Raw genomic sequence first — 6,242 nt, forward strand, 5'->3', positions numbered from 1 at the left:
GCATCGCGGCGCCGCGATGCGACCGGATCGCCCCCTTCGGCTTGCCGGTGGTGCCCGAGGTGTACATCAGCATCCACGGATCGGCCGGGTCGATGGGCGTGCCGGGCTCGTCCTCGCGGGCCCGCGCGATCAGGCCCTCGTAAGCCGAGAAACCCGCCGGGCAGGGCGCGGCCCCGAACCACACCACGCGGGATTCCGCCACCGGCAGGTCGGCGCGGATCTCCTCGATCGTGCCGGCCAGTTCGTCCTGGAGGATCAGGGCCGAGACCTCGGCATCCTCCAGGATGTAGCGCACCTCCTGACCGACGAGCCGGAAGTTGATCGGCACCGCGACGAGGCCGGCCTTCGCCATGGCGGCGTAGATCTCCAGCCACTCGACGCAGTTATAGGCCAGCACCGCCACGCGCTCGCCCTTCGTGAGGCCGAGGCCCAGCAAGGCGTTGGCGAGGCGGCAGGCGCGGGCGTTCCACTGCCGGAACGTCATCGCACGCTCGAGGTCGCGCGCGCCGATCCGGTCGGGCCGCAGGCGCGCCTGGACGGCGAGCATCTGCCCGGGCGTGAGCACATCCCTCATCGTGATCGTCCTCGTCTGGTCTCTCGGCGCGAGATGAGTTCGGTATTGTGGACGGCCGTGCCACCCTCGAGGTCATCCCGGGGCCGCGGAGCGGAACCCGGGATCCATAACCGCCAGCCCTTCAGGATCGGGCGGAGCGCCGGTCGCCATGAGCAGGCATCGCAGCGATGATGGATCCCGGGTTCTCGCCTACGGCGAGCCCCAGGATGACGCCGTGAAAATCAAGCCGGCGCATATCCTGCCGTGATCGTGCTCACCCGATGTCGCCGGCGTATTTCTGTACCAGCGCCCAGGCTTCGGGCCCGAATTTCTCCCGCCACTGGCCGTAGAACTTCGTCGCCTTGAGCGCGGACTGGAAGGCGGTCGGGTCGGTGGTGTTGAACACGAGCCCCCGCCCCTCCAGCTCCTTCTGCACGTCGCGGTTGGCCGTCGCGATGTCGTCGCGCTCGCGCAGGGCCGCGGCGTTGAGGTGCTTCTCCATGATCGCCCGCATGTCGGCCGGCACGCCCTTCCAGACGCGGCCGCTCGCCATCATCCAGAACCCGTCCCAGGCGTGGTTGGTGAGCGAGCAGTATTTCTGCACCTCGTAGAACTTGGCGAAGTTGATCAGCGCCAGCGGGTTCTCCTGGCCGTCGGCGATCCGGGTCTGGAGCGCCGAATAGGCCTCGCTCAGCGGGATGCTCACCGGCGCGGCGCCGAGCGCGGAGAACATCGAGACCCAGAGCGGCACCACCGGCACGCGGATCTTGAAGTTCCGGAGGTCGTCGGGCGTGCGGATCGGCTTGGTGCTGGTGGTGATCTGGCGAAAGCCGTTGTCCCAGGTCGCCTCGAACGGCACCAGGTTCGCCTTCTCGATCGCGCGGCGGATATAGCCGCCGACCTCGCCGTCCATCGCCGCCCAGACCGTGTCGTAGCTCGTGAAGGCGAAGCCGATGCCGGTGAGCGAGGTCGCCGGCACCAGGGTCGAGACCACGGTGCCCGGGAAGGTCGCGAGTTCCAGCGCCCCGGAGCGGATCTGGGACAGCATGTCCGAGTCGCTCCCCAGCTGGTTGGACGGAAACAGGCCGATCTCGACGGCCCCGTCGGTCTCCTTGGCGATCGCCGCGATCGCCTCCTTGAGCCGGACATTGACCGGGTGCGGCACCGGCAGGTCGGTGCCGAGCTTGAAGGCCAGCGTCCGGCCCTGCGCCAGGGCGGGCCGCGGGAATCCGCCGGCCGCGAGGGCCGCCGCCCCGAGGCCGGTGGCCAGCAGGCGGCGGCGGTGCAGGCCGGTCGGGCGCGGATCGGTCGGCCTCTTGTCGGTCATGGCGTCTCTCCCTCGGGAATCCCGATGCTCGCGATGGCGTCGCGGCATTATTGAATTCGGAATTCGAATTTGGAATTCGGTATTGCACGGGCGTCCGGTTTGCGCAACACGGTTCGTGGAGCATACCCGCGTGAGGAGCCCGGCCATGGCCGTCGAGACGGACGCCCGCAGCCTGACGCGCCACCGGCTGGTCGAGCAGGTCTACGGGGCGATCTTCAGCGAGATCACCGAGGGACGGCTCGCGCCCAACACCCGGCTGATCCAGGACGAGCTGGCGGAGGCCTATGGGGTGTCGCGCCAGCCGGTGCAGCAGGCGCTGCTGCTCCTGCGCAACCACGGCATCGTGCGCGACGCGCCGCGGCGCGGCCTCGTGGTGGCGCCCCTGGAAGCGTCGTTCGTGCAGAACCTCTACGAGGTCCGGGGCGTGCTGGAGGGCCTGACGGCCCGGCTCGCCGCCGAGCGCAACCCGGCCCGCGCGGCCCGGGAGGGGGCCCCCCTCGTCGCCGCCGGGCAGGCGGCGGCGACGGGAGGCTCGGTCGCCGATCTCATCGCCGCCGACATCGCCTTCCACCGCTTCCTCGGCGAGATCGCCGAGAACCCGATCATCGTCGAGACGGCGGCGCCGCACTTCAACCACCTGAAGCGGATCATGGGCGAGGTGCTGCGCGAGGACGAGGCGATGCCGGCCCGCATCTGGGACGAGCACGCGGCGATCCTCTCCGCCATCGCGGCCGGCGACGGCGAGGCCGCCGACCGGCTCTCGCGCCAGCACATCGCCCGGGCCGCCACGGTCTTCGTCGACCGCCTGCGGGCGCAGGAGGCGGCGAACGTGCGCGAGGCCCGCAGCCGCCGGGTGGCGCGGTAGGGCCGGTATCCGACGACGCGGCTTCCGGTGCGTCGTGCCATCCGAGGCGGCCTCGGCCGGCAGCCCGGTCGGGGACCGGGCGCCCGCGCGGTCAGAAAAGCTCGATCCCGTCGTCGTCCGCGCCGCTCGCGCCGGCCGGCTCCTGCCCGCCGGCCGGCCGGCCGAGGACGCGCTGGCCGAGGCGCTCGCGGATCTCGTAGAGGGTCACGGCGGCGATCATCCGCTCGGCCCAGGCGGCGTCCGGGGCCTCGTCCGGGTCGGCGGCGAGCGGGGTGTGCCCCTCCTGCTCGGCCAGGGCCGCCGACAGGGCGGTCAGGCAGCGGGCGATGTTGTCGAGGCGCTGCTTGGCGAGGTCCTGGAACTGCATCGCCACGAGCGCGGCCGAGACGTCGGCGGTGATCGCGCCGGTGGTGCGGGCGGTGCCGTCGAGGATCGCCGCGAAGCGGTCGCCCTGCTGCGCCAGGGTCTCCATCACGGTGCGGAACCGCGCGGTGGCGGCGCGGCTCTCGTCGGAGACATCCACCGAGGCGATCTCCCGCATGGCGGCGTGGCTGCCGCGCAGGCCCCCGGCGATGGCGCCGATCTGCTCGCGCACGCCGCTCGACACCGCGCTGATCGACTTGGCGAGGTCGCGCACCTCGTCGGCCACCACCGCGAAGGCCCGGCCGGCATCGCCCGCCCGCGCCGCCTCGATCTTGGCGTTGAGCGCCAGCAGGTTGGTCTGGCGGTTGATCTTGTCGATCTCGACCACGCTCGCCTCGATCCGGCCGAGCGTGCCGAGCAGCCCGTCGAGGGTCGAGACCATCGCCTCGCCCCGCTCCGACAGGGCCGCGACCTTGGTGGAGAGCGACGAGAACGTCGCCTCGAAGCCCGCCGAGACCTCGGACAGCGACAGCGTGCGCTCGTCGATGGTGACGGAGCGGACCGCGTCGGCGAGCCCGGCGATGATGCCCTCCTGCTCGCGGCTCGCGGCGGCGATGCGCTGGAAGCGCCCGGACAGGTCCTGGACGTGGCTCTCGGTATGGGCCGTCACCCCGTCGATCTCGCCGACGAGGGCGTCGAGGGCGCGGCGCTGCACCGCCGAGAGGCCGAGCCAGTCCTGGAGGAAGGCCGCGTTCTCCGGCGACAGGATCGGCGGGCGCTCCGCGGCCCGGTGCCGGGAAAACTCGGTCTGCATCGTCGGCATCATCCTGTCACGGCGGGACGGCGGCCGGCCGCCCACCCGCTCCGCGTCGTCCCCTGTCGGAACGAGGAATAGGCCCGACGGGCTGAACGAAGCGTTATGTCGCGTGCCGCAGAGGACGAAATAGTCCTTGCCTGCGGGGCGTTGGCGTCAGTCGCCTTTACGCTCGGTGCATCGTCGGAAAGTTTTTCCGGTCGGCACCGGTGCCGCGGCGACTGCCCGGGCCTTTTCCTAGACCTGCGCGACTCCGGCCGCGTACATCGAATCTTTACGCCTGGGGCGCGTACCTGACGGCACAAGACACGTTGTCTCGTGTCGACGTTGCCGGGTTGTCGAGGCGTGGAATGTCCGATCTGACCATTCTGACCTTGCCGAGCGATTGCGACCTCCGCACCGCGGCCGGGATCCAGGCGCAGCTCGGCGCCGCCCTGGCGGCGGGCCCGGTGGAGGTCGACGGCGCGGGCGTGGTGCGGGCCGACGTGACCTTCGTGCAGGTCGTGCTCGCCGCCGCCGGCACGGCGCGCCGGGCCGGTCGGTCCTTGCGCCTCACCGGGCTCTCCGTGGCGGCTCGCGCCGCCTTCGATCGGGCGGGCGTGTCCCTGTCCGACCTCGCCCCTTCCCTGCCCGCAAACTGAAGCGGTCGAACCTCTCATGGCCACCATCCTGACCGTCGACGATTCCCCCAGCATCCGGCAGATGATCCGGGTCGCGCTGAGCCCGGCCGGGCACACCATCCTCGAGGCCGGGGACGGCGCCGAGGGCCTGCAGAAGGCTCAGGCCGAGCCGGTCGACCTCGTCATCACCGACCTGAACATGCCGGTGATGGACGGGCTCGAGCTGATCCGGCGCCTGCGCGGCGTCTCGGCGCTCTCCGGGCTCCCGATCGTGTTCTTGAGCACCGAATCGAACGACGGCGTGAAGCAGCAGGCCAAGGCCGCCGGGGCGACCGGCTGGATCACCAAGCCGTTCAAGCCCGAGCAGCTGGTCTCGGTGGTGACGAAGCTCGTCCGCCGCTGAAGGCCCGTCCGGTGCGGCGCCCACGCGCCGCCCGCAACGAGCCTGAACGCGGCTTCGGCGGCCCTCGCGCCCTCCGTCGCCGTCCCGGGCCCTCGCCGTCGGTGAGGGTCGGGCCGGCGGCGGAGGGTTTTTCGCGTCGTCGAAGCGGTCGGTCCGTCTCCGAAGACCCGGACGGCCGCGACGAACAGCCGTCCCGATGGAATGTCGGCGGCCGGATACACTGCAGGTCATCGACGTCGCGCATCGCCGATCGGCGTCCGCGGCTATCCACGACGGTGGTTAACAGTCCTTCTACGATCTGCGTCCGACGAAAAGTTCCCGGGTTTTTCGCTAAACCTGGATTTGATTTACAGAAATTTATCGAGGTCCGCTACATCCTACGGTCATGAACCCTGCGACAGGCGGCGCGCAGTGGTGGCGGCCTCGCCTCGTCGGCGCCCGCCACCCTCGCACCGTCCGCGTGACCCGGTGCTGCCATGACCCACATCGATCCCGCCGAGGTCTTCCTGACGGAGGCCACCGAACTCCTCGACCGGCTGGAATCGACGCTCCTCGACCTCGGCGACCGGCCGCAGGACCGGGCGCTGATCGACACCGCGTTCCGGGCGCTCCACACCATCAAGGGCTCGGGGGCGATGTTCGGCTTCGCCCAGGTCGCGGCCTTCACCCACGATTTCGAGACCGCGTTCGACCTCGTGCGCCAGGGCGAGGTCAGCGTGAGCCGCGCCCTGATCGACGTGTCGCTCTCGGCCAAGGACTATATCCGCCTCCTGATCGAGAACCCGGACGGCACCGACGCGGTGATCGGCGCGGCGATCCTCGACGAGCTGCAGCGCCTGGTGCGGCCCGGCGCCGGGGCGGCCGTGCCGGAGGCGGCGGCCCCCGTCGAGGCGCCGGGGCAGGAGACGGCGGCCGACCGGCCCGATTGGCACCTCGCCCTCGCCTTCGATCCCGACATCCTGCGCAACGGCACCAACCCGCTGGCGCTCCTCGACGACCTGCGCGACCTCGGCGCCCGGTCGATCGCCGCCCGCACCGACGCGGTGCCGGACCTCGTCGCCCTCGATCCCGCGCGGCTCCATCTCGCCTGGGACGTGGTGATGCCGGGCAGCGTCTCCCGCGAGGCGATCGACGACGTCTTCCTGTTCGTCTCGGACGAGATGACGCTCACCATGCGGCCGGTCGAGGCGACCCGGCCGGTCGAGGCGACCGGGCCGATCGAGGCGCCAGGGCCGGTCTCGACGACGGGATCGGCCGACGTGCCCGGGTCGGCCGGGTCGGCCGCGTCGGCGCCCGC

Annotated in this window: 7 protein-coding genes; 4 read left to right on the top strand and 3 right to left on the bottom strand. The window is 71.4% G+C overall.

The window, feature by feature from the left end; translation table 11 throughout:
* On the bottom strand, positions 1-574 hold a 574-nt coding region (locus tag QR78_RS16570), incomplete at its 3' end, for an AMP-binding protein (RefSeq protein ID WP_048428658.1).
* Between the two features lie 253 nt (positions 575-827).
* A complete protein-coding gene (locus QR78_RS16575; protein ID WP_082171978.1) occupies positions 828-1,880 on the bottom strand; it encodes a TRAP transporter substrate-binding protein in 1,053 nt (350 codons plus the stop codon).
* Between the two features lie 145 nt (positions 1,881-2,025).
* Between QR78_RS16575 and QR78_RS16580 the strand changes: the two genes are divergently transcribed.
* Complete coding sequence (locus QR78_RS16580) at positions 2,026-2,745, top strand: GntR family transcriptional regulator (RefSeq protein WP_048428655.1); 720 nt, start codon at positions 2,026-2,028, stop codon at positions 2,743-2,745.
* Positions 2,746-2,836: 91 nt separating this feature from the next.
* Here the strand turns inward: QR78_RS16580 and QR78_RS16585 are convergent, their stop codons facing one another.
* Complete coding sequence (locus tag QR78_RS16585; protein ID WP_053220956.1) at positions 2,837-3,922, bottom strand: methyl-accepting chemotaxis protein; 1,086 nt, start codon at positions 3,920-3,922, stop codon at positions 2,837-2,839.
* Between the two features lie 350 nt (positions 3,923-4,272).
* Between QR78_RS16585 and QR78_RS16590 the strand changes: the two genes are divergently transcribed.
* The 3 genes from QR78_RS16590 to QR78_RS16600 all read left to right on the top strand — a co-directional run.
* On the top strand, positions 4,273-4,563 hold the full coding sequence (locus tag QR78_RS16590) for an STAS domain-containing protein (protein ID WP_053220957.1): 291 nt from the start codon (positions 4,273-4,275) through the stop codon (positions 4,561-4,563).
* A gap of 16 nt (positions 4,564-4,579) precedes the next feature.
* Complete coding sequence (locus tag QR78_RS16595) at positions 4,580-4,945, top strand: response regulator (RefSeq protein ID WP_048428656.1); 366 nt, start codon at positions 4,580-4,582, stop codon at positions 4,943-4,945.
* A 476-nt stretch (positions 4,946-5,421) separates the two neighbouring features.
* On the top strand, positions 5,422-6,242 hold an 821-nt coding region (locus QR78_RS16600; protein ID WP_048428657.1), incomplete at its 3' end, for an Hpt domain-containing protein.

This window comes from Methylobacterium indicum (assembly GCF_001043895.1).
Classification (GTDB): domain Bacteria; phylum Pseudomonadota; class Alphaproteobacteria; order Rhizobiales; family Beijerinckiaceae; genus Methylobacterium; species Methylobacterium indicum.